Origin of the sequence: Vibrio satsumensis (assembly GCF_050337435.1) — a bacterium.
Lineage (GTDB): Bacteria > Pseudomonadota > Gammaproteobacteria > Enterobacterales > Vibrionaceae > Vibrio > Vibrio satsumensis.
Window position 1 is genome coordinate 211114 of the sequence record NZ_JAKJSX010000007.1, and the last position, 22454, is coordinate 233567.

16 protein-coding genes and 1 tRNA gene are annotated in these 22454 nt (G+C 45.0%); 14 read left to right on the forward strand and 3 right to left on the reverse strand.

Annotation, left to right across the window (positions count from 1 at the left end):
• Positions 1–77: 77 nt before the first annotated feature.
• From L4C44_RS10250 to L4C44_RS10270, 5 genes are all read left to right on the forward strand, one after another.
• Entirely contained in the window at positions 78–368 is a 291-nt protein-coding gene (locus tag L4C44_RS10250; RefSeq protein WP_060982235.1) for a YcgL domain-containing protein, read from the forward strand.
• A 30-nt stretch (positions 369–398) separates the two neighbouring features.
• Positions 399–1397, forward strand: a complete 999-nt coding sequence (locus L4C44_RS10255; protein ID WP_285953160.1) for a lytic murein transglycosylase — start codon at positions 399–401, stop codon at positions 1395–1397.
• A 171-nt stretch (positions 1398–1568) separates the two neighbouring features.
• Positions 1569–2489 (forward strand): LysR family transcriptional regulator, encoded by a 921-nt coding sequence (locus L4C44_RS10260; protein ID WP_285953272.1) that lies wholly within the window; start codon positions 1569–1571, stop codon positions 2487–2489.
• Positions 2490–2694: 205 nt separating this feature from the next.
• The gene (locus L4C44_RS10265; protein WP_285953161.1) at positions 2695–3894 is read left to right on the forward strand and encodes a NupC/NupG family nucleoside CNT transporter; all 1200 of its coding nucleotides are present in this window, start codon (positions 2695–2697) and stop codon (positions 3892–3894) included.
• Between the two features lie 164 nt (positions 3895–4058).
• Positions 4059–5873, forward strand: a complete 1815-nt coding sequence (locus tag L4C44_RS10270; protein WP_285953162.1) for a cation:proton antiporter — start codon at positions 4059–4061, stop codon at positions 5871–5873.
• A 118-nt stretch (positions 5874–5991) separates the two neighbouring features.
• Here L4C44_RS10270 and folD read toward each other — a convergent pair whose 3' ends face one another.
• The gene (gene folD / locus L4C44_RS10275; RefSeq protein WP_017062367.1) at positions 5992–6849 is read right to left on the reverse strand and encodes a bifunctional methylenetetrahydrofolate dehydrogenase/methenyltetrahydrofolate cyclohydrolase FolD; all 858 of its coding nucleotides are present in this window, start codon (positions 6847–6849) and stop codon (positions 5992–5994) included.
• A 211-nt stretch (positions 6850–7060) separates the two neighbouring features.
• On the opposite strand from folD, the gene L4C44_RS10280 reads away from it, so the two are divergent.
• Both L4C44_RS10280 and aroC read left to right on the forward strand, forming a co-directional pair.
• Positions 7061–7137: transfer RNA gene (locus L4C44_RS10280), tRNA-Arg, on the forward strand.
• A gap of 270 nt (positions 7138–7407) precedes the next feature.
• The gene (gene aroC / locus L4C44_RS10285) at positions 7408–8493 is read left to right on the forward strand and encodes a chorismate synthase (RefSeq protein WP_060982239.1); all 1086 of its coding nucleotides are present in this window, start codon (positions 7408–7410) and stop codon (positions 8491–8493) included.
• Positions 8494–8624: 131 nt separating this feature from the next.
• Here aroC and L4C44_RS10290 read toward each other — a convergent pair whose 3' ends face one another.
• Entirely contained in the window at positions 8625–9248 is a 624-nt protein-coding gene (locus L4C44_RS10290) for a trimeric intracellular cation channel family protein (protein ID WP_004734183.1), read from the reverse strand.
• 299 nt (positions 9249–9547) lie between these two features.
• Here L4C44_RS10290 and L4C44_RS10295 point away from each other — a divergent pair, with 299 nt between their 5' ends.
• The 3 genes from L4C44_RS10295 to L4C44_RS10305 all read left to right on the forward strand — a co-directional run bounded on the left by L4C44_RS10295 (position 9548) and on the right by L4C44_RS10305 (position 11048).
• Positions 9548–10078, forward strand: a complete 531-nt coding sequence (locus L4C44_RS10295) for an elongation factor P hydroxylase (protein ID WP_146492289.1) — start codon at positions 9548–9550, stop codon at positions 10076–10078.
• A gap of 9 nt (positions 10079–10087) precedes the next feature.
• Positions 10088–10351, forward strand: coding sequence for a YfcL family protein (locus L4C44_RS10300; RefSeq protein ID WP_017632537.1), 264 nt, complete (start codon positions 10088–10090; stop codon positions 10349–10351).
• A gap of 175 nt (positions 10352–10526) precedes the next feature.
• Positions 10527–11048, forward strand: a complete 522-nt coding sequence (locus L4C44_RS10305) for an NADPH-dependent FMN reductase (protein WP_428804975.1) — start codon at positions 10527–10529, stop codon at positions 11046–11048.
• Positions 11049–11195: 147 nt separating this feature from the next.
• On the opposite strand, the gene mnmC is transcribed toward L4C44_RS10305, so the two are convergent.
• Positions 11196–13274, reverse strand: coding sequence for a bifunctional tRNA (5-methylaminomethyl-2-thiouridine)(34)-methyltransferase MnmC2/FAD-dependent 5-carboxymethylaminomethyl-2-thiouridine(34) oxidoreductase MnmC1 (gene mnmC / locus L4C44_RS10310; protein WP_428804976.1), 2079 nt, complete (start codon positions 13272–13274; stop codon positions 11196–11198).
• A 128-nt stretch (positions 13275–13402) separates the two neighbouring features.
• Between mnmC and fabB the strand changes: the two genes are divergently transcribed.
• From fabB to L4C44_RS10330, 4 genes are all read left to right on the forward strand, one after another.
• The gene (fabB, locus tag L4C44_RS10315) at positions 13403–14614 is read left to right on the forward strand and encodes a beta-ketoacyl-ACP synthase I (protein WP_048660829.1); all 1212 of its coding nucleotides are present in this window, start codon (positions 13403–13405) and stop codon (positions 14612–14614) included.
• A 471-nt stretch (positions 14615–15085) separates the two neighbouring features.
• Positions 15086–16219, forward strand: coding sequence for a 4-phosphoerythronate dehydrogenase (locus L4C44_RS10320; RefSeq protein ID WP_428804977.1), 1134 nt, complete (start codon positions 15086–15088; stop codon positions 16217–16219).
• A gap of 12 nt (positions 16220–16231) precedes the next feature.
• Positions 16232–17245, forward strand: a complete 1014-nt coding sequence (locus L4C44_RS10325) for an aspartate-semialdehyde dehydrogenase (protein ID WP_017062350.1) — start codon at positions 16232–16234, stop codon at positions 17243–17245.
• Positions 17246–17452: 207 nt separating this feature from the next.
• Entirely contained in the window at positions 17453–22450 is a 4998-nt protein-coding gene (locus tag L4C44_RS10330; RefSeq protein ID WP_428804978.1) for a FimV/HubP family polar landmark protein, read from the forward strand.
• The last annotated feature ends 4 nt before the right edge of the window (positions 22451–22454 follow it).

The window sequence follows — 22454 nt, forward strand, 5'->3', positions numbered from 1 at the left end:
CCAATATTTCCCTAACATAAACTATTGATCTCGCAAGTGAGAGTTTTGTAGTCATAAACATTTAAAAAAGGTTTGTCATGCTGTGTTCTATATATAAAAGCTCGAAGAAAGAAGGAACATACCTTTATATCCCTAAGAAGGATGATTTTTCACAAGTTCCTGACGCATTGATGCAAATGTTTGGTAAACCTAGTTTTGTAATGGTAATTAAAATGGATGGTCGAAAACTGGCGCAAGTGAACATCGATAAAGTGAGAGAATCACTGAACACCGATGGTTTCTTTTTGCAGGTACCGCCTCCACCAGTTAACGAACTTGAGCTACACAAAGAGCGTAAAGCCCAACAAAAATCTCAAGACGAAGAGTGATAGTCACCTCAATTCAGGGAGGAGTGATCGTTGAGTAAATTTTCGAAAACCATGTTGGCTATGTCGGCATTACTACTGGGTAATAGTCTGACCATAAGCTCAGTACAAGCTGAAGAGCTGAGCTTCGAACAATATGTGGAAAAACTAAAGCAACAAGGCCGAGAAGAAGGCATTTCTGAAGCGATCATTGATCAAGCCTTTGATGGTGTGACGTTTAAGCCAAGAGCAGTCAAAGCCGACAAAAACCAGCCTGAAAAGAAACTGACTCTGGATGAATACATTCCACGAGCAGTGCCAGATTGGAAGGTGAAGCAGGCTAAGTCGCTCTATGAAAAACACTACACAGCGTTAAAGCGAATTGGTGATGAGTATGGTGTTCAACCAAGGTTTATTGTCGCGCTATGGGGCGTTGAGAGTAACTTTGGTAAGTTCACGGGCAATTACAGTGTTATTGATGCTCTAACAACCATGGCTTACGAAGGGCGTAGAGAAGCCTTTTTCCGTAGCGAAGCGATGGCGGCATTGAAGATTCTTGATCAAGGCCATATTGCGCCAAAAGAGATGAAAGGCTCTTGGGCTGGTGCGATGGGTCAACCTCAGTTTATGCCGAGCTCATTCTTAGCGTATGCCGCTGATGGTAACGGCGACGGTAAGAAAGACATTTGGGGCACAGAAGAAGACGTATTTGCTTCGGCGGCTAACTATCTCAGCCAATCAGGCTGGGAGGACAAATATACTTGGGGTCGTCAGGTACACGTTCCATCAACTGTGTCTATTGATATGCAAGGCCGAGACGAAGACAAAGCGAAATATCTAAAAGAGTGGTCTGAACTCGGTATTAAGCGTTATGACGACCGCCCACTACCAACGCTTGATGAAGACATCCAAGCGTGGTTGATAATGCCGGATGATGAAACCGGACGTTCGTACCTCATTTACAACAACTACAATGTGTTAATGAAGTGGAATCGTTCTTACTACTTTGCTTTGGCAGTAAGCCATCTAGCCGACAGAATTAAGTTTGATTAATCGGCCTGATTTGATTAGTAGACTTAATTTGGTTAATTGATTTAGGTCGCTTTGAATAGCATTTGGCCTACCATAGGCAAAACGAACTAAAGGACTCTTCGGAGTCCTTTTTGATTTTATATTTCAGAGACTTAAGAAGGTGGTCTTGTGCTAACAGATAGAGCTGCACAGATGGTGATATTCCATGCGTTGATCAAACACGAAGGTTTTACCAGTGCTGCAAAAAGCTTGAACGTTTCGGTGTCCCACATCAGTAAGCAGGTTGCTTTGCTTGAAGACTCCATTGGCATCAAGCTAGTACAACGAACCACACGTAGCCTAACGCTAACCGAAGCAGGAGACGTGTTCTACCAACACTGTGAGCAGCTGTTCAATACAGTAAAAGCGGCTCAAATGGATATGGACAGCCAACGTGATGATATCTCTGGAATCTTGCGCGTTGGATTGTCACAGTCATTTGGCACACTGCATATCATTCCAGCGATTGATCAACTCAGACAGCTTTATCCTCAGTTGAGAATCGAGGTCCACTTGTTCGACTATAAGGTGGACATGATTGAAGAACGCTTGGATCTTTGGATCACCAATAATGAAGACTTACCTGAAGGTTACATTGCACAGCGATTAGCAGACAGCCAGTTTGTGGTGGCAGCATCGCCCGACTACCTGATTAAAGCGGGTACTCCTCATGTGCCTTCCGATCTAATTGACCATAACTGTCTTATTTATCGCAGCCGTGAACGAGACTACACATCGTGGGCGTTTGATAACGGGCAAGAAAACCTCAGTGTCAAAGTAGCGGGCGATTACTCGGTCGATTTGGCTGAGGCAGTACGAGACGCGGCAGTATCAGGATGGGGCGTTGCTTATCTGGCGACTTACTTGGTGAAAGAAGAGTTTAGAACGGGCAAGTTGATTCAAGTATTGCCAGAGTGGCGAGCCAGTCAGCTGATGCCATTTTATGCCGTTTACCCGAGCCGAAAGAACATGCCGAAGAAGCTTTCAGCAGTGATTGAGTTCATTAAAAACCATATCGGGTCTCCGACGTATTGGGATGAAAACCTCAAAACCTGCGTTGAGCTGCACCGTTAACTGTTTCCTAATCTATAAATATAATTTCCATATGGAAAAAGTATACTTTTCGAGCAAGTTAAATCATTAAAATTCAATGCTTTAATATAATCATAGATGAGACAGTGATAATCCCAACATCACATTAACAACCGCACCTTGCCGCAAACGATTTCCTCTATACAATGCGTCGCCTTTCCTATCTACAACTTTTAGGTTGACGCACATGGCTTCCCTACTTGGAATTATCACTATTTTAGTTGCCGCTTGGTTACTATCTACGGACAGAAAAAATATTCCACTAAGAACAGTCTCTTTGGCTTTCTTATTACAAATCTCATTCGCGCTATTGGTTCTGTATGTACCAATGGGTAAAGAAGCGTTGAATGCAGCCACGGGTGCGGTATCTAGCTTGATTAACTACGGTCAAGAGGGGATTAACTTCCTATTTGGTGGCCTAACGAATAACGGATTTGTTTTCGCGATTAATGTTCTTGGCATCATTATCTTTTTCTCTGCATTGATCTCTGGTTTGTACCACATTGGCTTTATGCCAAAGGTGATCAACCTTATTGGTGGTGCGCTACAGAAATTCTTGGGTACAGGCCGCGCGGAATCACTGTCTGCGACTGCAAACATCTTTGTGGGCATGATTGAAGCGCCATTGGTTGTTAAACCTTACCTAAAGCACATGACGGATTCACAACTGTTTGCTGTAATGGTGTGTGGTTTGGCTTCTGTAGCTGGTGGCACGCTAGTGGGTTATGCCTCGCTTGGCGTTGACCTAAACTTCCTGATCGCTGCGGCATTCATGTCTGCTCCTGCTGGTCTATTGATGGCCAAGATTTTGGTACCAGGTAATGCAGATGAGGCTCAAGAAAATATTGAGTCTGACGTTGAAATTCCACGAGCAACAAACGTAGTTGAGGCAATGGCAGATGGGGCTATGTCTGGACTGCGTATTGCCGTTGCAGTGGGTGCGACACTTCTGGCCTTTATCAGTGTGATTGCAATGCTGAATGGCTTGCTAGGTATCGTTGGCGGCTGGTTTGGCGTAAACCTAAGCTTCGAACTTATCCTAGGTTATGTGTTTGCACCCGTTGCATGGCTGATCGGTGTGCCATGGTCTGAGGCTGTGGTTGCAGGCTCGCTGATCGGTAACAAGATTGTCGTGAACGAGTTCGTGGCTTTCATCCAACTGATGGACGCTAAAGAGGCACTAAGTGAGCACTCACAAGCGATCGTAACTTTCGCTCTATGTGGCTTTGCTAACATCTCTACCATGGCGATTCTGATCGGTGGTTTGGGCAGCTTAGTTCCAGAGCGTCGCTCTTTCATCTCACAATATGGCTTCAAAGCAATTTGTGCAGGTGTGTTTGCTAACTTAATGAGTGCCGCTATTGCTGGCGTTGTACTTTCTCTATAGCTAACTGATCATGACTTTACTCCCCCTATAGTAAAGTAACTGATTAATCACAATAATATTCGGTTAGCGTGAAAAAGAGAGCCTATAGTGTAAGAACGTAGGCTTTCTTATTTCATTGAATAGTTTGTACCACAGGGTGTGGTGCAAACCTTTTAGGGGCACAAATGGATTTGTCGATTACTTCTTCTTTGGCGTTAATTGGACTCTTGTCTTTAGCTTGTCAGCTGCTCGGCTGGCGTTTACGTCTTCCCGCTATTCTTCCTCTCCTTATCGTTGGCTTGTTGTTAGGCCCTGGCCTGAATATTCTAAATCCCGATGCCATTTTCGGTGATGTGCTGTTTCCTATGATTTCGTTAGGTGTTGCCATCATCCTGTTTGAAGGGGCATTGACCCTAAATTTCAAAGAAATCAGAGGCCATGGCCGGATGGTGACTCACCTCGTGAGTTTCGGCATGTTGATTACATGGGTGTGTATCGTGGTGGGGGCATACTACTTTGTGGACTTCAGTTGGCCGTTAGCCGCACTGTTTGGTGCATTAGTCGTGGTAACTGGCCCTACTGTAATTGTGCCCATGCTACGCAGTATTCAGCCTAAATCCTCCTTAGGCAGTATCTTGCGATGGGAGGGAATCGTTATCGACCCAATAGGGGCTCTGTTTGCGGTTCTGGTTTACGAATACATTGTCTCTTCAGCCGACCCTACAGGACATGTACTTTCAGCTCTGGGATTAACCTTAGCCATTGGTTTAGGCTTAGGGGTCATCGGTGGCCATTTGATTGCCAAGATGCTGCAAGGGCATTGGGTTCCGCACTATTTGCGTAATGTGGCCGTGCTGACGTTAATGTTGGCGGCGTTCTCGTTTTCCAATGATCTGAGTGAAGAGTCCGGTTTATTAACCGTGACCATCATGGGGATCTGGCTTGCCAACGTGAAGGGCTTGGATATCGAAGACATCATCGAATTTAAAGAAACCCTAACCGTGTTGCTTATTTCTGCGTTGTTTATTCTGTTAGCGAGCAGGCTCGATTCAGGTACTTTTCTCTCGATAGGTTGGGGTGGTGTTGGCCTATTAGCGGTAGTGATGCTGGTAGCGCGTCCTTTAAGTGTATGGATCAGCGGGATCGGCACGGATCTTACTTCGGCGGATAAATGGTTTTTGAGCTGGATGGCACCGCGCGGGATCGTTGCAGCCGCGGTTTCTTCTCTGTTTGCAATCAAGCTTCAAGAGAAGCAATTAATCGAAGGCGCGGATTTACTGGTGCCAATGGTGTTCTTGGTCATCATTGGTACGGTTGTGATTCAAAGCCTTACCGCGAGTTGGTGGGCGAGAAGGCTAGGTGTGACTCAAGAGAAGGCACAAGGCGTTATCTTCTTTGGCGCGACTCAGTTTTCACGCCAGTTTGCCAAAGTGCTAGCGACACATAATATTAACAGTGTGCTTGCCGATACCAACTGGGAGAGCATTCGTTTAGCTCGCATGGAAAACTTGAATGTTTATTTTGGTAATCCAGCCTCAAGCCACGCGGAAAATAATCTGGAATTGGATGGAATAGGGCGTGCCATGATCGTGTCGCCTTATCGTCAAACCAACCCGTTAGTTAGCATGCACTATCAAGACGAGTTTGGTGAGAATAAGGTGTTTGAACTTGAGTCATCAGAGAATAAACATGAAAGGCATCAGGTGAGCCGCGATGGTAACAGAAGCTTGTTTTCTGAAGGGATTACCTATTCCAAGCTTAACTCGCTGATGGCTCAGGGTAGCCAAATTAAGAGTACAGGTTTGACTGAGGCATTTGATTTAAAAGAGTTTAACGCTCTGTACCCTAAAGCCATTCCTCTTGGGATTATTATTGGCGGTGATTTCCGTTTAATTACACAAGGGTCTGAGTTGGAAAAACTCATATCAACGGAGTGTGAGCTAATTAGTTTATTACCGCCTTCTGAACAGACGGAAAAAGTTGAGACTCCAGATAAGTAGCAACGAGCACTGCATCAAAAGCGAGCCGGGCTGTTTCAAAGCGAATCTCTAAGTATCAAAAAAGCCGCAACCTTTTCACGCTGCGGCTTTCTAATTTTATTTATACTGCGCTTAAAGATTACTTCGAGTGAAATTGCTCACAAGCGATCATCGTGTTTTCGATTAGGCTTGCCACTGTCATTGGGCCAACACCGCCCGGTACAGGAGTGATGAAGCTTGCGCTTTCTTTCGCGACATCGTATTCAACGTCACCCACTAGCTTGCCAGATTCTAAACGGTTGATGCCAACATCAACCACAACAGCCCCTTTCTTAATCCAAGCACCAGGAATGAAGTTAGGCTTACCCACGGCAACTACAACAACGTCTGCTTGACGCACGTGGCCTTCAAGGTCTTTGGTGAAACGGTGACATGTCGTCGTTGTACAACCCGCTAGAAGAAGTTCTAGGGTCATTGGGCGACCTACGATGTTTGAAGCGCCAACCACAACCGCGTGCTTACCACGTAAGTCGATGTTGTAACGGTCAAGCAGCGTGATGATACCTTTTGGCGTGCAAGAGCGAAGCTTAGGCATACGCTGAGCCAAACGGCCGACATTGTATGGGTGGAAGCCATCAACGTCTTTCTCTGGCGTGATACGCTCAAGAACGTGAGTGCTATCAATGCCTGCTGGTAGAGGCAGTTGAACAAGAATACCGTCGATCTCTGGATCGTCGTTCAGTTGGTCTACCAGTGTTAACAATTCGTCTTCTGTCGCAGTGGCTGGCAAGTCGTAAGATTTAGATACGAAGCCAACTTCTTCACACGCTTTACGCTTACTTCCAACGTAAACTTGAGAAGCAGGGTCTTCACCCACTAAAACAACCGCTAGGCCCGGAGCGCGTAATCCAGCTTCAGTACGAGCTTTTACACGTGCAGCAACTTCAGAGCGAACCGTTTGAGAAATTAGCTTTCCATCAATATTTTGAGCAGTCATGAATTTCCTTAGTATTGATATTCAAGTTAGTGGCTGATGTTTTTGGCGCATTATTCCAGAAAATCTTTTTGATTACCATCAAGCAAACGTTTGCTTTGTTCTATTTTCCAACACTTATATGTTTGTTGCCCTTTTTTTACTCACTTAGATCAGAATGTTACATAAAGCCGTTGCTTTACTGATTCGAATTCGTATAATTCGTTCCTGTAGCGCGCCCTTAGCTCAGCTGGATAGAGCACCTCCCTTCTAAGGAGGTGGTCGAAGGTTCGAATCCTTCAGGGCGTGCCATTATTTAAAGGAACCCGATAACTCTCCGAGTTGTCGGGTTTTTTGCTTTCCTAACATAATAAAAATACTCTTCTTAAAGCGCCACTCATTTTCCTACGTTATTCATTTCATTCGGCTCATGTAATAGAAAGTTAAAATTGTTCGTTTTTTGGGGTTTACATCATTTGGTAATAAAGCCACTATGAATTCACGAAGAATAGACAAGTAAAGCTATTAGCCAGTTGGTTTAAGAATCAAACCTTCTGCTCAATAGCTGATTTAGAGGAAGTAATGGCAGGAAACAGTATCGGACAACATTTCCGCGTGACCACGTTCGGAGAAAGTCACGGTATCGCACTAGGATGTATCGTAGATGGGTGCCCACCAGGATTAGAAATTACCGAAGCAGACCTTCAAAGAGATTTGGATCGTCGTCGCCCTGGTACTTCTCGCTATACAACGGCTCGCCGTGAAGCGGATGAAGTGAAAATCTTATCAGGTGTATTTGAAGGCCAAACTACGGGCACTTCTATTGGTCTATTGATTGAAAATACAGACCAACGCTCTAAAGACTATTCCGAAATTAAAGACAAGTTCCGCCCAGGCCACGCTGACTATACGTATCATCAAAAGTACGGTGTGCGTGATTACCGTGGTGGTGGTCGTTCTTCAGCTCGTGAAACTGCAATGCGTGTTGCGGCAGGTGCGATTGCAAAGAAATACCTTAAGCAAGAATTTGGTGTTGAAATCCAAGCTTATCTTTCTCAAATGGGTGATATCTCAATTGATAAAGTGGATTGGAGCGAGATCGAAAACAACGCTTTCTTCTGCCCAGATGCCGACAAAGTACCTGAGTTTGACCAACTGATCCGTGACTTGCTAAAAGAAGGCAACTCGATCGGTGCGAAGATTCAAGTGGTTGCGACTAAAGTGCCTGTAGGCCTTGGTGAGCCAATCTTTGATCGTTTAGATGCAGACATCGCGCACGCTCTAATGAGCATCAATGCGGTGAAAGGTGTTGAGATTGGTGATGGCTTTGATGTGGTTAATCAACGCGGTAGTGAACACCGTGACCCATTAACTCCAGAAGGTTTCAGCAGCAACCACGCTGGCGGTATCTTAGGCGGTATTTCTACGGGCCAAGATATTGTGGCAAGTATCGCGCTTAAGCCAACATCAAGCATTACCGTTCCGGGTGACACGATCACTAAAGACGGTGAAGCAACGCAGCTAATCACGAAAGGTCGTCACGATCCATGTGTTGGTATTCGTGCGGTGCCAATTGCAGAAGCGATGCTGGCGATTGTATTGCTTGATCACTTGCTACGTCACCGTGGTCAAAACTTTGGTGTGACAACTGAAACGCCAAAAATCTAATTCTGTGTATCTTTATTTAGTACGTATATGTTCTTCAATACTGAAGTTATAGATACTAAAAGGGGCTGTCTCGTTATGAGACAGCCCCTTTTTATAGTTAGTGCATTACGTGTTTTCGTAAGAGTAAGCGCTTAGTGTACCGAGCTTTCAGGATCAAGCTGGAACGAAGGTAAACGCCACTTGAATCGCACGGCCGCCATGCGCAGCAAGTAACCAACCACAAGCGTAACAATCGTCGCGGTTACGTCGTTAATGCCAAGTTCAAGCAAACCTAGGTATAAACCTGAGGCGACTAGTGCGACAGACGCATACAGCTCTTCATGCAATACCAATGGTGTTTGACGACAGATAAGGTCGCGCAGCAAACCACCAAAGACCCCGGTGACTAGCGCAGACACCATGCAGATCATTGGGTGTAGACCCATGGTCATCGCGACTTTAGTACCAATGATACTGAACACGATAAGCCCTAGAGCATCTAAACGAATGAATAAGCCTTTTAGCTTGATTACCCACTTAGCCAGCCCCGTTGTAATAACACCCGCGATACAGGTGATTGCCAGATACTGCGGGTTTTCAACCCAACCTAAAGGGTAATGGCCGAGTAAGATATCGCGTACTGTGCCACCGCCAATTGCCGTTGCACTCGCAACCAACATTACACCAAACCAATCCATTTTTTGTTTGCCAGCACTGAGAGCGCCGGTCATGGCTTCTGCCGTGATGCCAATGATATACAAAACACTTAGTAGCATTGCTGTAGCTCTATAATATAGGTCTATAAATTGGAGTCTTATAGGCCTTAGGGATATAAAAATGAAGCGCGAGTGTAGTAGTAAAAACACTGATTGACGAATGAATATTTGTACCGTGAATCGGCATTTCAGATTAGCTAAACTAATCATTCACCTCAAAGTAGTGTAATCTGGGATCAGCAATCGATTGTCACGGTAAAATATTGGGGTCAACCTAATGCCATTGCCCGTTATAGGGCTTTACCGAACGCTTAAAAAAACGCAAAATGCCCCAGTTCTTTTTACTTAAATTTGATTTTATGACGCACCAATACTCAGACATCATCGATATTTTCAATCAAACCTTTTTCGAGAGCTACAATACCAAGATCGAACTGGGTGCAGACGAGCCTATTTACCTGCCAGCCGATGAACAGGTTTCTCACCACCGTATCGTATTTGCTCGCGGTTTTTATGCGTCTGCACTTCACGAAATCGCACACTGGTGTGTCGCTGGCCCAGAACGTCGTTTGTTGGAAGATTTTGGCTATTGGTATGAGCCTGATGGTCGAACAGAAGCGGTTCAAGCTGAGTTTGAAAAAGTAGAAATTCGCCCACAAGCGTATGAATGGATCATTGCGATGAGTGCGGGCTTTCCTTTTAATGTCAGCTGTGACAATCTACACGGCGATTTTGAGCCAGATCGTTTGGCCTTTATGAATAAAGTACACAGCGAAGTCATGGGTATCTTTGAAGCTGGTCTTCCGCCTCGCGTGAAAATGCTCTCTGAAGCATTACGCAGCTTCTACGATGTAGAACCTTTATGCACTAGCCAATTTATTGTGAAATAAGAGAATATTATGATTATCGAATTTGAAGAAAAACTACTTGAAGTAATTGATGCTCGCATTGAAAACGCATCAGACGATGAACTGTTTGCTGGTGGTTACTTACGTGGTCATATTTCTCTTTCTGTGGCTTCATGTGAAGAAGAAGGCATTGAAGATGTGGCTGAAGTAAAAGCTCGCATTGAAAAGAGCCTAGACGACGCTCGCTCTGAACTCACGCCTGCAGACCGTACCATCGTGAATGACCTTTGGGTTGAACTGCAAAACCAAGCTTAATCGCTGGTTGTTTATCATTATCCGCTCAGTCCCTTCCTTTTCATTTTGCTGAGCCGTGAATAGTTTGAGACTCATTCGAAATTTTTGAATGAGTCCGTTCAATCCTTGTGATGGTTCCATTCTCTGACTACGTTATTCTAATCCCACTTAACGGAATTACAGAAAAGGTCACATCATGAAAGTTATCGCATTTGGCGCAAGCACAAGCTCTACCTCTATCAACAAAACTCTAGCAACTTACGCAGCTAACTTGATTGAAGGTGCTGAAGTTAAAGTTCTAAACATCAACGATTACAACGTTCCTATGTTCAGTGAAGACACTGAAAAAGAGATCGGCCAAGCAGAAGGTGCGCAAGCATTCTTGCGTGATCTAGCCGAAGCGGATGCGTTTGTTATCTCTTTTTCTGAGCACAACGGCCACTACCCAGCCGCGTACAAAAACCTATTTGATTGGGCGACACGCATTGATCGCTCTGTGTTTGGCGAGAAGCCTGCGGTTTACCTAGCGACTTCACCTGGGCCAGGCGGCGCACAAACTGTACTAGGCGCAGCAACAGGTTCAGCACCATACTTTGGCGGTAACGTAAAAGCGTCAGTTTCAGTTCCAAGTTTCTACGATAACTTTGATTTTGAGTCTGGCTCTATCAGCAACGAAGAGATTGCTCAGCAGATCAAAGACGCGGTTGCTAAGTTGTAAACACCGAGCAGTTTAAAAAATCGTTTTAAAACAACACGATTAACAAAAAGCCCGAGGGACATAACGTCGCTCGGGCTTTTTAGCTTTTAGTTTCAGGTATTTCCAATATTCAGATGTTTTAGATGTTCAGAATAGTTGAACTAGAAACTACTGGTTTGTTTTTGAATGCTTGTCAGCAACCCATCCAGCCGTTAGTGCCTTGCCTTTACGCAGTCTACGCACCCACATTCTGCTTGGGTGGATGGCTTCTAGTACATCGACAGGTAAAGGCAGTGGATCGCCACAAATTTGTGACGCTAAAACCTCTGCCAGTAATGGAGCTGAGCTTAGCCCTCGCGAACCTAAACCGATAAAACAGTATAGGTTAGGGAAGCTTGTTACCGTTTCAACATCCTCAACCGAGTCACGCTGAGGGTTGAAGTTGTGCAGGTCTTGGTATTGCTCTTTGATTGATTCGAAATTGCCGACATTGCCGACAAAGGGTAAGTGGTCACGGCTTACGCTTCGAATCCCTTGGCGCGCTAGGTTGTCACTGGTGTCGACATCTTTTGTCCATGCTTGGTCTGGTAGCGACCCATGCAGGCGCTCGCCATTGTGCTGCTGAACCTCAATATCAAATTCTTGGTCGATATTGGTCTTGTCGTAGTTCGCACCAATACAGTGGTGTCCATTGTTTGGGTTTTGTGGCGTTAAGTAGCCATCAAAGCACAACACGGTTTTTAGCTGGCTGAGATTTTCCGTGGTCGGAATATGGCTTACTTGGCCTTTAACCGGAGTCAGTGGAACTGGCTGAGTTTGTTCAAACTGAGTGAACTTGTGTCCGTTCGCGACAACTACTTGGTCGTGCTTGGTTTGAATCTCACCTTGTGGTGCTTCAATCGTCAACAACCATTGTTGTTCAGCTTCGAGCCACTCAAGTTGAGTCACTTGATGTTGATATTGTGCGCTCACTTGGTTGCTCTCTTCTAACTTGCCAATCAAACCTTGAGTAAGTTGAAGAGGGCTCAACCAGCCACCCAGTGGAAAGTAAACACTCTCTTTATCGACCGGTAAGCCAACCTCTTCGTTGGCTTGGTCTGGCGTTAAACGCTGAATCAGGTCTGTGTGAAAGTTGCCTTCCAACATGCGGTTGAGCTTTTTAGTGGAGCCTTCGTCCCACATCAAAATGTTTACGCCGCACCAGCTGTGATCAAATTGGACAGACTGCGCCGCTTGATTAATAAATTGACGAGCAAACAGTAACCCTGGGCCAAATATGCGAGACACGTTCGAGGTTGCTTCACTTAACAACGGGTAAATCGCACCTTGGTTGTTACCTGAGGCATTGCCCGCAGCTTGTGGGTGTTCACAATAAAGGGTGATGTTTTTACCACGACGGCTTAGTGTTTTGGCTAATGCAGCACTGGCTACGCCACCACCAATAATCGCAATATCCTGTGATTCTCTGTGTTGAGCGAGGCCATACCAAGGTTTGATGTTGGTGTGAGCATGCTTCTCGCCAAGTCGGCCTGCAATCATTTCGCGCTTAGTACCAAAGCCTTTAACCTTCTTCATCTCAAAGCCAGCTTCAATCAAACCGCGACGCACAAAGCCCGCGGCGGTGAAAGTGGCGCAACTACAATCTTGTTTAGCCAGCTTGGCCATGCCGTTGAATAGGTTTTGATTCCACATCTCTGGGTTCTTGCTTGGAGCAAAACCGTCTAAGAACCAAGCATCAACTAAACCTTCACGTGGGGTAGGCACATTTGGCATACAATATTTAATATCACCAAACCATAAATCAAGCGTGATCGCGCCATCACCCAGCACAATACGGTGACATTCAGGTAGGGCTATAGGGTAGTGTTCTTGGAGTTGCGTCGCATACTCTGCCAATTCTGGCCATGATTGATGTGCTTTGATGAGATCCTCTTTATTTAAAGGATATTTTTCAAAACTGATGAAATGTAACTCTTTGGTCATCGCTTGTGGGTTATCTTTAATAAAAGCATCGAACCATTGCCAAACTGCAAGAAAGTTCAAACCTGTGCCAAAGCCGGTTTCGGCAATCACAAAACGGCGTTGTTCATGTTCAAGCCAACGCTCTGGAAGGTGGTTTTGCTTTAAAAAAACGTAGCGAGTTTCTTCTAAACCGTTAACATTAGAGAAGTAAACGTCGTCAAATTGGTCTGAAACTGGTGTACCAGACTCATTCCATTCCAGTTCTGCATTAGTAATTGAAGTCATAAAATCTATCATTTTGTGATTTGAAGCGATATGTTGGTAGGGATTGTACGAATTTCTAGGAAAGCTGACCACTTTTGTTAGGCTTCTTAGTTATCATCTAGCTGAATTTAGAATTATAGGAATGTCACATGAAACGAGTCGTAATCACCGGTATGGGTATTGTTTCAAGTATCGGTAACAACGTCGAAGAAGTTTTAGCATCACTGAAAGAGGGTAAATCTGGTATTACCGCTTCAGAGCAGTTCAAGGAAAATGGCTTGCGCTCTCAAGTATGGGGTAACCTAAAAATGAACCCTGCTGACCATATCGACCGCAAAAAAATGCGCTTTATGGGTGATGCAGCGGCATTCGCTTATCTTTCAATGGAGCAAGCAATTGCTGATTCTGGTTTAACTGAAGATCAAGTATCTAATGACCGCACGGGTATCGTTGCGGGTTCTGGTGGTGCTTCATCTCTAAACCAAGTAAACGCGGTAGACATCATTCGTGAGAAAGGCGTGAAGCGCGTTGGTCCATATATGGTGCCACGTACAATGGCTTCTACTGTTTCTGCTTGTCTAGCAACTCCTTTCAAAATCCGTGGTGTGAACTACTCTATGAGCTCTGCATGTGCGACATCTGCACACTGTATTGGTCACGCAATGGAGCTTATCCAACTTGGTAAGCAAGACGTTGTATTCGCTGGTGGCGGTGAAGAACTGGATTGGTCTCTGACTATGATGTTCGACGCAATGGGCGCACTTTCTACTAAGTACAACGACACACCAGAACTGGCTTCTCGTACCTACGATGCAGACCGTGATGGTTTCGTTATCTCTGGTGGCGGCGGCATGCTAGTTATCGAAGAGCTTGAGCACGCTGTTGCTCGTGGCGCGAAAATTTACGGCGAGATCGTAGGTTACGGAGCAACTTCAGATGGCTACGACATGGTTGCTCCTTCTGGTGAAGGTGCGGTTCGTTGTATGAAGATGGCAATGCAAAACGTTGATGGTGTTGACTACGTGAACACTCACGGTACTTCAACTCCAGTTGGCGACGTTAAAGAACTTGGCGCAATCCAAGAAGTTTTTGGTGGTAACAGCCCAGCAATTTCCGCAACGAAAGCGATGACAGGTCACGCTCTAGGTGCTGCTGGTGTACACGAAGCAATTTACTCAACGCTAATGCTAGACAATGGCTTTATTGCTCCAAGCATTAACGTTTCTAACCTAGACGAAGCTGCTGCTGGCTTAGACATCGTAACTGAAGCTCGTGAGCAAGAGCTAACAACGGTTATGTCTAACAGCTTTGGTTTTGGCGGTACGAACGCAACGCTAGTAATCAAAAAATACCAAGCTTAACTTAGGCTTGAGTTAGAGAGACAAGGTTAATCGTTAAAGGGTTGCGCTAGTGCCAATTCAACACGCACAGGTCACCCAGTAATAATGACCATCAGAACAAAGTTTTTAGACGTAGGTTTGTAAACGTGTTTTTTAAACATAGTTTTTAAATCTGGTTTTAGAAATTGAAAGGTTTCCAGAGCTTGACCAGTGCTGACCTTGGTTAGTACTGGTTGAACAGACGCAAGACTCTGTCTCCTGGAGAGCGAGATAGGATCCTTTTGTTCTGGATGTTTGCCCGATTGTTTATTCAATCGGGCATTTTTCGTTTTAGGCTTGGATAATAAAATCAGATTAGGGTAGTTAATCCTCATCTCAACAAGCCTTTAATCATAATGTATTCCATTTGCTACTCGACACCGTGTGTGGAATTTTGCACAATCATTTCAATTCACATTTAGGTCGATAGACCCCAACAAAAGTACTCGCCAAATGAAAATCTTAATCGACGAAAATATGCCTTATGCTGAAGCGCTTTTTAGCCAGCTAGGGGAAGTGACAATGAAGTCTGGTCGCACACTCACTGCTGACGACCTAGTTGACGTAGACGCATTAATGATTCGCTCAGTCACCAAGGTGAACGAGTCGTTGATCAGCAAAGCCAATAAACTGAAGTTTGTTGGTACTGCGACGGCTGGTATGGATCACGTTGACCAAGAGTTGATGAAAGAGCGTGGCATTTTCTTTACTGCGGCACCAGGCTGTAACAAGGTGGGTGTGGCTGAGTATGCGTTCAGTTCAATGATGGTGCTTGCGCAGCAACAAGGCTTCACTGTGTTTGACAAAACAGTCGGTATTATCGGTTGTGGTCAAGTGGGTAGCTACTTAGCAAAATGCCTAGAAGGTATTGGTATTAAAGTTCTGCTTAACGATCCTCTTAAGCAACAAGAGGGTGACACTCGTGAGTTTACTGAACTAGATACACTGCTTGAGCAATCAGACGTTATCACGCTGCATACGCCAATTACTAAAACCGGTGAGTTCCCAACGCATCACTTGATTAATGAGCAGGTGCTCAACAACTTCCGCGCTGACCAAATCCTGATTAATGCCGCTCGTGGCCCTGTCGTGGATAACCAAGCGCTAAAAGCTCGTTTGCAAAAAGCGGATGGTTTTACGGCAGTTCTGGATGTGTTTGAGTTTGAACCTGAAGTCGACATGGAATTACTTCCGCTGCTTGCTTTCGCAACACCTCACGTAGCGGGCTACGGTTTAGAGGGCAAAGCGCGCGGTACGACCATGATCTTCAACAGCTACTGTGAGTTCTTGGGCACTGAACAACGTGCTTATGCAAGCGATCTTCTGCCGACGGCACCCGTGCCTCAAATGAAATTAGATAGAGCTTGGGACGAAGCAACACTGCACAATTTGACTCAGTTGATCTATGATGTGCGCAAAGACGACGCCTTATTCCGTCGCAATATCGCTACGCCGGGTTCTTTTGACAAGATGCGTAAAGAATATTGGGACCGCAGAGAGTACAGTGCTGTCGAGTTAACGGGCGACGAATCTTGTAATTTAACGCCGTTATCTAAACTCGGTTTTATGGTAAAGCCAACTTTATAAAAGAGAGAAACAATGAGCCAAGAATTTAATATTGCTATTTTAGGTGCGACTGGTGCGGTTGGTGAAACCATTCTTGAAGTACTTAAAGAGCGTAAATTCCCTGTCGGTGAAATGCACTTACTAGCAAGTGAACGTAGTGAAGGCAAAACTTCCCGTTTTAACGGCAAAACAATACAAGTACAAAACGTAGAAGACTTCGATTGGTCTCAAGTACATATTGCGTTTTTCTCTGCAGGTAGCGAGCTTTCGGAGCGCTGGGCTCCAATTGCAGCTGATGAAGGTGTTGTTGTTATCGATAATACATCACGTTTCCGTTACGAATACGATGTTCCTCTGGTTGTGCCTGAGGTGAACCCTGAAGCAATTGCTGAGTTCCGTAACCGTAACATCATCGCGAACCCTAACTGCTCGACTATCCAAATGGTAGTCGCTCTGAAACCAATTCACGATGAAGTGGGCCTTGAGCGTATTAACGTTTCAACTTACCAATCTGTGTCTGGTGCGGGTAAGCCTGGTATCGATGAGCTAGCGGGTCAAACGGCTAAGCTTCTTAATGGTATGCCAGCTGAAAATTCAGCATTCTCACAGCAGATCGCGTTTAACTGTATTCCTCAAATCGATGAATTTACAGAGAACGGCTACACGCGTGAAGAGATGAAGATGGTTTGGGAAACTCAAAAAATCTTTGCTGACTCTTCAATCACAGTGAACCCGACTTGTGTTCGCGTACCAGTATTCTATGGTCACGCAGAATCTCTGCACATTGAAACTCGCGCGCCAATCGGTGCAGAACAAGTGGTTCAGCTTCTAGAGAACACAGAAGGTGTTGAAGTATTCCAAGCGCTAGACTTCCCAACTCAAGTTCGTGATGCAGGTGGTAAAGACCACGTAATGGTTGGTCGTATTCGTAACGACATCAGCCATCACAGCGGCGTGAACATGTGGGTTGTAGCTGATAACGTTCGTAAAGGCGCAGCAACAAACGCAGTTCAAATCGCTGAAGTTCTGATTCGCGATTACTTCTAAGCTTTATTGCTTTGATAAACAAGCCTCACTCTTTAGTGGGGCTTTTTTAATCGATTAAAAATATTGTTAGTCAAATTGTGTGAAATTGCTGCGAATATTGTTGCTGCAACACATTTTTTGTTTTCATCTCTATAGTTTTACGTCATTTATCCGATATATTTAATAGATCATCACTTTTCCGAATTTAAGCACCTAGCTGAGCCTTTTATGTTTCAAATTTTCAAGCCGTGGTTAATGCCTTTTGCCTTTATCATTGCGACTCAGATTTCCGTTGTTCGTGCAGATTCCATTCGAGTTGTAGGACCTAATGGTCAGATACAATCAGCGCCTACGTTTTCAGAACCTCTTCAAAGAGCGCAATCGAATAGCGCTGAGCCTTCACGTTTCTATGGTCCAACTCGCGGCTCAGAAACATTGTGGTCTATTGCTTCAAAGTTACGCCCTGATAACTCCGTGTCAGTCCAACAAACCCTGTTGGCTATTTATCGCTTAAACCCACAAGCGTTTGAAAACCAGAATATCCATAGCCTGCTGCCTGCCAGTAATTTACGTGTGCCTTCTTTAGATCAAACACGTGCAAGTTCGACGCAGCAAGCTATCAACATCATGAACTCACATCTTGCTAAGCTTGATGCGCCAGTGACCAAGCCTGCAGCTTCAAAGCCAAAAGCAGTTCAAACCTCAAATCAATCGAATACTGGCTCAAAAACTACCACGCCTACAAAACAAGCCAGCTCAACTGAAGACGTTAAGAAACCTGCCTCGCTTGTTCCATCATCTCCAGCGAAAGAGATGAATAAGCTTGAGAAGCAGCTAGAGCTTTCAGAAACTGAACTACTGTCACTTGAAGAGAAGAACCATCAGCTTCGTTTGATGTTGTCGAATGTTCAATCGGAAGTCGATGAGTTAAAAACAGAGCTCAGTGATGAAGATCGCATTCGTAGCGAAGTGGAAAAGCTGCTTGATGAAGAGCGCAGAAAGAACGCCGAAATTGAAAAAATGGCACCAAGTGCACTGGACGAACTGTTATCGAATGGTTGGTTAGTGGCGGCTCTTGCGATTATTCCAGGTTTGCTACTTGGTTTGATCATTGTGATGCTGTTAGGCCGTCGCTCTAAAAATGCTGAGCAACAGGAAATCACTCAAGATCAACCTATTCAGCCACAACCAAGCAGCGTTGCGCCTATTGCATTGGGCGATGAAATGGACGACCTGAACGAACTCTCTTTAGACGATGACTTGTTTGGCTCAGAAGATGATGCCAACAAGTTGTTTGACGACCAAGCACTGGTTGAAGAAGACGATGTATTTGCTGGTTTAGATGAATCTGATCTTGATTTCAATCTGGATGGTGAAGACGATGACCCGTTTGCCAGCATTGGTGAAAATGGTGATTTAGATACTAACTTCGACGATCTAGATTTAGACAGCAGCAACGGTATCAGTGTTAATAGCGAAGACAAAGCGCTTGGTCTTGAAGAGATGGAGCGCGCGCTAGACAAAACAGCGGAAAGCGCACTCGATAGTGATGATGTTGACTTTGACCTTTCTGATGATAACGCAATGTCTGCTGATGACATTGAAGCCTTGTTATCTCAAGAGGGTGAAACTGAAGATCTAGGTTCCAACGAGCTAGACCAGTCTCTGTTAGATGATCTGTTTGCTCTTGATGATGAAGATGACGACAGCTTCGACATTGATGCGTTGATTTCTGAAGAGCAAAGTGATTCGCCGTCTAACACTGAAACACCAGCAAGTGATGATTTTGACATTGATGCGCTTATCTCAGAGCAACAGACTGATACTGCTCCTGAGAATGTAAGCAACGACGAATTTGATATCGAAGCTCTTATCTCGGAACAGCAATCCCCTCAACCTTCGGCTTCTAGCGTAGAAGATGATATTGACGATATCTTTGCTCAGGTTGCCGCTCAGAACGATCAAGCGAATGATCCTTTTAACCTCGATAGCGACGATGAGATTGCCACTAACTTAAACAGTGGTTTGGCGTCTGATGATGATATCGAGAACATTCTATCTCAGTTCGATAAGCCAATCGTAGATGAAGAACCTCAAGATAGCGTTGACCTGCTTGATGAGCAATTGGCAGGGGATGACGTTGATCTAAGTAACTCGACAGACCTCCTTGATGAAATGTTGGAAGACGAATCGGGTGTAGAGTCTGAAAGTGAGCCTTTAGGTTTTGACTCCCTATCTGAACTTGAAGAGCTTTCTGGTTTATCGACGGATGATGACCTAAACATCGCAGAAGACAGCACGGAAACCTTGGATGAATTGATAGGCGATTCTGACGATGATGATTTCGAACTTGATGCCGAAAGTACCGACTTACTGGATGATTTTCTTGATAGTGAATTGTCAGGTGATGAGCTTTCAGCGGATGTACAAGAATCAGAATCTTTAGACCCGTTTGATGACTTACTGACAAGTGGCATTGAAGATGAGCTTGAGTCTGAAGAGAAGGCGTTTGATAAAGAGCTTGATGCAGCCTTTGGTTTTAACAACGTCAACGAGGAGCCGGAAAAGGATTCAGGCGTTGCTCTTACTCCGTTAACCTCAGAAACATCTGACGTTGAGCCTGAGCAAGCGTCGGACATTAGTGAAATAACACAACCTGAAATCGTTCGTGATGAATCGCTAGATTCGGAACTGATCCAAGAAAGTGCTGACGTTAAGCCAGAAAATGATGAAAACTTCAATCGTGATGACTTTATCGATGACTTGTTCGGTGTCGCACCGGCAACGGATGCTTTGCTTGATGACTCGCTAGAAACAACAGACGAAGCGTTGATTGATGAGTTAATGACTTCTGATGACAATGATTCGCTGCAAGCGACAGAAGAGCCTGTTGAGCCCTCAATTGAAAATACGGTTGAACTAGAGCAAGCGTCTCTTTCAGATAGCAACCAAGCATCAGCGGACGAAATTGCATCATCGGTTGAAGATGACGAACTGGATATCGACTCGCTGTTATCTGAGAATTCTGATTTTGACAAACCAGCTTTTGAAGAGCGAGTTCAAGAAGAAACTGCGTCACTAGAATCAGAACCGAAAGAAGCCGACGTACAAGAGCAGCGCGAAGACATTGCTGCTAGTTCTGAAGAGCAAGCTTCACCATCATCTTTAAATGATATCTCTGAATATGAAGAAGAGACGGTTGAAGACTGGTTAGCTGAAGCGATCGACGATGTAGAGTCGCCTGCGGACGTAGCTTCTGATTTTGACTTTGAACCGAAAATCCAAGGTAGTGAACAATTTGAAGATGTTGTTGAATCCTTGCCAGAGCCAGAGCCAGAGCCAGAGCCAGAGCCAGAGCCAGAGCCAGAGCCAGAGCCAGAGCCAGAGCCAGAGCCAGCTCGTGCTGCAAATATGCCAGAGAACATTCCGAATGAATTTGGTGTGCCGCAAGACGATGATTGGCTGATTGAAGACGATACGTCTGCACCAGAAGTATTAGCAGAAACTGATGTAACACCAGAACCAGTAACACCTGTTGTTGAACCTCAGTTAGACGCTGAACCGCAAGTTGAAGCTACACCACAAGCGGAAGTGGCAGAACAAGAAAGCGAAGAAGAATTCTCGTTTGATGACTTCGAACTTCCAGAGTTTGGTGAAGAAGACGCACTGGCGGAAGCTGATGCTGCGCCACAATCAGAAATAGCGAAACAAGAAAGCGTAGATGAGTTCTCGTTCGATGACTTTGAGTTGCCAGAGTTTAGTGAAGAAGACGCACTAGCGGAAGCTGATGCTGAATCAACACCAGAACCAGTAATGCCTGCTGTTGAGCCTCAATTAGATGTTGAACCTCGAACTGACGCTCAGGGTCAAGACGACGAAGAGTTCTCGTTTGATGACTTTGAGCTACCAGAGTTCGGTGAAGAAGACGCACTAGCAGAAGCTGATGCTGAATCAACATCAGAACCAATAACGCCTGCTATTGATTCTCAACCAAGTGTTGAATCACAACCAATCGCTGAGCCTCAACTAGATGCTGCACCAAAGGCTGAAACTGCTAAACCAGAAAGTGAAGAAGAGTTCTCGTTTGATGATTTTGAGTTGCCAGAATTCGGTGAAGAAGATGCATTAGCTGAAGTGGTGAGTGAGCCGGATGAAGCTCAATTAGAACAAGACCTATCTGATGGTACAGAGAAGTTCGAGTTCAATGACCTTGATCTTCCAGAGTACGATGAAGAAAGCGCAAAAGCGGACTCTGTTTTAGATGATATTGAGCAAAGCAGTGCTGAGCCAGTAGCAGAAGATGAAGACGTAGAGTTCGATGAGCTTGATTTACCAGAATACGGTGAAGATGAAGCCATCTCAGACGCGTTTGCAGAGAAACCAACACCACTGACTTCTTTCAGCCCACAAGGCGAAGAGCAAGATGCGTTGCATGATTTGTTCGCGAACCCACAAAGCTTCAGTCAGGCTGAAGATTTCTCGAATCCACAAGACTCTGAGTTGGCTGGTTTTACACAGCCAGAAGAATCACTGAGCACAGCTTCTGAGCTAAACTCAACGCCTACAGCGGTTCAAGACGAACCACTAGAAGGCTTTGATGACTTTGATGAGACAGCATTAGCTGAGCTGCTTTCTGAAGATGTTCAAGACTCTGTCGACAACATGTTTAATAAGCCATTGGATGCAACATCGATTGATAGTGCAGGGCTAGATATTGATGCCATGCTTGAAGTTGGTGGCGAAGACTGGAAAGGCTTTAACCTAGCGCCAGAGCAACAATCGAGCATGCATCATGATGTGCCTGACGACCAACAAGAGATTTGGGCGTCGGCTGAACAGCAAGCTGAACCGAAGATCAAAGAAGAGAATTGGGCTCAACAAGACAACCTAACCGAATCAGGCAGCAGTCGTGATAAGCAATACATGACGATTGATGAACTGATGGCTCAAGTCGAGCGAGAAGGTGAAGAAGTCACTAATCCAGACGATGAAGAGCTTAAACTGGATGTTGGTCTCAACGAATTCCCTGATGTTATCGGTGATATTGGCAATTATGATGTCGACAGTAATGCAGAAGCTGCGGGTAAGCTTGATTTGGCTAAAATCTACATCGAGATGAGTGACTCGCATGGGGCAATTAAGCTTCTAGAAGAGGCAATCGTTGACGGCAGCGATGATATTCGTCGAGAGGCAAAAAATCTTATCGATTCGTTAAACGGTCGATAAATTA

What these genes read in the sequence shown, in the direction of transcription:
- L4C44_RS10250 (WP_060982235.1), top strand. Translation starts at nt 78, where the DNA reads ATGCTGTGTTCTATATATAAAAGCTCGAAGAAAGAAGGAACATACCTT.
- L4C44_RS10260 (WP_285953272.1), top strand. Translation starts at nt 1,569, where the DNA reads ATGGTGATATTCCATGCGTTGATCAAACACGAAGGTTTTACCAGTGCT.
- L4C44_RS10265 (WP_285953161.1), top strand. Translation starts at nt 2,695, where the DNA reads ATGGCTTCCCTACTTGGAATTATCACTATTTTAGTTGCCGCTTGGTTA.
- L4C44_RS10270 (WP_285953162.1), top strand. Translation starts at nt 4,059, where the DNA reads ATGGATTTGTCGATTACTTCTTCTTTGGCGTTAATTGGACTCTTGTCT.
- folD (WP_017062367.1), bottom strand. Translation starts at nt 6,849, where the DNA reads ATGACTGCTCAAAATATTGATGGAAAGCTAATTTCTCAAACGGTTCGC.
- aroC (WP_060982239.1), top strand. Translation starts at nt 7,408, where the DNA reads ATGGCAGGAAACAGTATCGGACAACATTTCCGCGTGACCACGTTCGGA.
- L4C44_RS10290 (WP_004734183.1), bottom strand. Translation starts at nt 9,248, where the DNA reads ATGCTACTAAGTGTTTTGTATATCATTGGCATCACGGCAGAAGCCATG.
- L4C44_RS10295 (WP_146492289.1), top strand. Translation starts at nt 9,548, where the DNA reads ATGACGCACCAATACTCAGACATCATCGATATTTTCAATCAAACCTTT.
- L4C44_RS10300 (WP_017632537.1), top strand. Translation starts at nt 10,088, where the DNA reads ATGATTATCGAATTTGAAGAAAAACTACTTGAAGTAATTGATGCTCGC.
- L4C44_RS10305 (WP_428804975.1), top strand. Translation starts at nt 10,527, where the DNA reads ATGAAAGTTATCGCATTTGGCGCAAGCACAAGCTCTACCTCTATCAAC.
- mnmC (WP_428804976.1), bottom strand. Translation starts at nt 13,274, where the DNA reads ATGACTTCAATTACTAATGCAGAACTGGAATGGAATGAGTCTGGTACA.
- fabB (WP_048660829.1), top strand. Translation starts at nt 13,403, where the DNA reads ATGAAACGAGTCGTAATCACCGGTATGGGTATTGTTTCAAGTATCGGT.
- L4C44_RS10320 (WP_428804977.1), top strand. Translation starts at nt 15,086, where the DNA reads ATGAAAATCTTAATCGACGAAAATATGCCTTATGCTGAAGCGCTTTTT.
- L4C44_RS10325 (WP_017062350.1), top strand. Translation starts at nt 16,232, where the DNA reads ATGAGCCAAGAATTTAATATTGCTATTTTAGGTGCGACTGGTGCGGTT.
- L4C44_RS10330 (WP_428804978.1), top strand. Translation starts at nt 17,453, where the DNA reads ATGTTTCAAATTTTCAAGCCGTGGTTAATGCCTTTTGCCTTTATCATT.